Genomic DNA, 3086 nt, shown 5'->3' on the forward strand with positions numbered 1-3086 from the left:
CCTCCCGGGACGGGAGGGTCGTAGGACAGGTTGCTGAAGGTCGCGAGCCCGAACCTCGCCGAATCATGCGACGTGTGAATGAGACCCGCGTCCTGCTTCGCGTCCGGGGTGCCCATGGTCTCGGTGCCGATCACCGTCCATGTCGCTCCGCCGTCCTTGGAGTAACTTCCCGCTACCGAGGTGCCACTGCGCTGGAGCTTCAGCGTGACCGGCGCCTTCACATCGCTTCGACTCGTGTTGTTGTCGAGCAGACCGTCGTTGTCCCGGTCCGCGGACAACACCACGCCGTTGGAGGGAGTGACCACCAGGGCGACGTACCCGCCTGCGGAGTAGGGGGTGGAGATGTCGTTGCGGACGACGAGCCCGCTCTTGGACCACGCGTTGGCGGAGTCCTGAGCGGTGACCGTGGCGATCATCGTTGATCCGTCGCCGAACGAGTCCGGGGCGTAGATCGACGCGTACTCGTCATCGTGCTGTCCGCCACCGCCCCAGATGTCCTTGCCCGCTTGCCACAGGGCGAAGCCGGCGCCGCTCTGCGAGGCCAGGTAGCCGTCGTTGCCGACCGAGATGAACGGCGACTGCACCGGCTTCGCGTTCGCGACGACGTCGACGTTCCGTTCGACGGTGCCGTCCTCCCACGTCGCGGTGACCCGGATGGTCGCCCTGGAGATCAGGTCCTCGTTCGCCGGTGGCGTCACCGTCCACGTCTGCCTGCCTACGCTGCCCGCGGGGAGGGTCTCGGGAACGGAGCCGGTCGGGGTCAGCGTCCAGCCCGAAGGGGCCACGGCCGAAATCTTCAGGCCGACCAGGTCGTTCGCCTGGTCCTTGATCTCCGCGGACACCGTCGTCCTGCCCTCCGGCGAGGAGGAGGACACGGTCATCTCCGGGAAGCAGCGGCGCTCCTTGCGGTCGGGGTCATCCGCCGGACGGTCAGCGACGGGAACGCCCGAAGCGAACACGGTCTTGGTGACAGGGCACGGCGGCTCCGCCGGGTCGAACTTGGTGGCCTCGATCAGGTTGTTCCGCTCGGGGTTGGTGTGCGTGCCACCTTCGGTCACCCAGTTCCCGGTGCCGGCCAGGTCTCTCGGACCGGGTGGGGTGAAGTAGTTCGGCCCCATCCAGTTCGGCGACATCACGACGTTGTCGTTGAACGTCAGCGCCCTGGACCCCTCGTCAGGGTAGAAGGCCTGCCCCGTGCTCTTGATGAAGTTCTCGGCGATCACCGTGCCGGGATTGGCCGACAGGTTGTAGAAGCCACCGAGGTCGGTGTGCATGAGTCCGTAGCGCGTGATGTAGTTGGCGGTGATCCGGTTGTTCTTCGCCGTCGTCGGCGTGCTGAACTCGGGCTGGTACTTGTAGAGACCGCGGTTGCGGTACTCGATGCTTCCCCCCTGGTCGTTGGCACCCCACCCGTAGCCGAGGCTGATGCCGCTGTAGGGCACGTCGGTGACGTCGTTGTGCTTGATCGTCGAGTTCTGCGTGTAGGTCATCAGGATGCCGACGCCGCTGGTGTAGGTGTCGGCGATGTCCCAGATCCGGTTGTTGGCCACCACGATCTCGGAGACGGTCATCGCGGCGACCGTCTCGTCGCTCACGTTCGGGTCGCGGCTGCCGTCGGGCAGGGTTCCCGGGTGGTGGGCCTGCTGGGAGATGCCGCCGATGGTGATGCCCATCGAGCCGATGGCGGTGAAGCGCGAGTTGGTCACGGAGACGCGCTGCGCCGACAGTCCCACACCCGACAGGTGCGCAGCCGGGTCGTTGCCGATGCCGAGGCCACCGGCACCCAGGTCGGTGAAGGTGGTGTCGTTCACCTTGACGTCGGAGGCCGCGGAGATCTGCACGGCGGAAGGGATCTGGGTCCAGTGCGGTCGCGTGGCCTCGAACTCGGGATAGCCGTTGGCCGGGTAGTGCGGGCCGACGTCGATGTGGCCGCCGGTCTGCTGGTCCACGTATCCGCCGGTCTGCGTCGGCGCGTTCCAGGTCGCGCCCGAGAACGTGAGGCCGTCGATCTCGATCGCCCGAGCCTGCTGCGCCGTCGTGCCGCCGATCGCGAGCAGCGTCTCCAGGCGCGGCAACTCGACGTCGAGTTCGTTGATCTTCGCCGGGTCGGAGGGCTTGAAGTAGAGCTTCTTGCCGCGGGAGTCGAGGTACCACTCCTCGGGTTCGTCGATGAACGCCAGGGCGTTCTCGGCGAAGTACCCGCCGTCGTGGAAGGGCCCCTGGAAGGTGTCCCAGCCCCAGGTGTTGTTCTTCCACGCGGGCTGTTCCATCACCAGGGCCGAACCGTCGTCGCTGATCTTGGTCACGCCGTTGAAGCGGTCGGTGAAGGAGCCGATGCTGCGCAGCTCGACGTCCGCGAGCTGCGCACTCGTGAGGTTCTTGAGGAAGGCCAGGTCGGACGACATCTTCAGGCCGTCCGCCGTGTAGCGGTCCGTCGGCGGACGCGGGATCTTGGTTCGCGCGCGCGGCGCGGTTCGCCCGTCGACGTAGAGGTTGCGGGTCCGGGCCCCGTCGGGGACGGCGGCGGAGTAGATCCCCCGCTCGGCATCGGCGACCGTCCAGCCGGTAACCCGGGTGGAGCCTGAGATGACCGGGGAGGCGCCGTCCGCGGCGATCCATCGCACGGCGAACCCGTTGCCGCCGGAATCCTCCTGGGTCAGCCGGATGGGGGCCTCCAGCCGGTACACCCCGTCCGAGAGCACCACTTCGATGTCGGACTGCATGTCGTCGTTGAGAGACCGGAGGAGCTCCTGAGCCCGGGCCAGCGAGACCGGGTCATCCGATGTTCCGGAGCCCGTCCCGGACCCGTCGGGTGAGGCGTGCACCTGCCTGGGCGGTGGCGCCGCGGTCGCCCAGCCCGGGCCCGTCCCGGCGATGAACCCTGTGCTGAGCAGGGCTCCGACAGAAAACGCGGCTAAGACGGTCCTCGATCGATCACGAGGTTTTGCGAACGAAAACATTTCTGCCTCCTGGGGGGTGGCCGCCCTTGGAGCGAACGGATCTGGTCGGCGCGACTGAAGGATAGGACGTATGACGTATGACTGCAATGCCCGGCATGAGCCGATTTCACTCTCGCTCAACTCTTC

General features: G+C 67.1%; 1 protein-coding gene. It reads right to left on the reverse strand.

Annotation, left to right across the window (positions count from 1 at the left end):
* A partial coding sequence (locus AB0J71_RS49840) for a right-handed parallel beta-helix repeat-containing protein (RefSeq protein ID WP_364421463.1) occupies window positions 1-2723 on the reverse strand: 2723 nt, incomplete at its 3' end.
* Window positions 2724-3086 lie beyond the last annotated feature (363 nt).

The sequence above is a fragment of the Nonomuraea sp. NPDC049637 genome, assembly GCF_040675235.1.
Lineage (GTDB): Bacteria > Actinomycetota > Actinomycetes > Streptosporangiales > Streptosporangiaceae > Nonomuraea.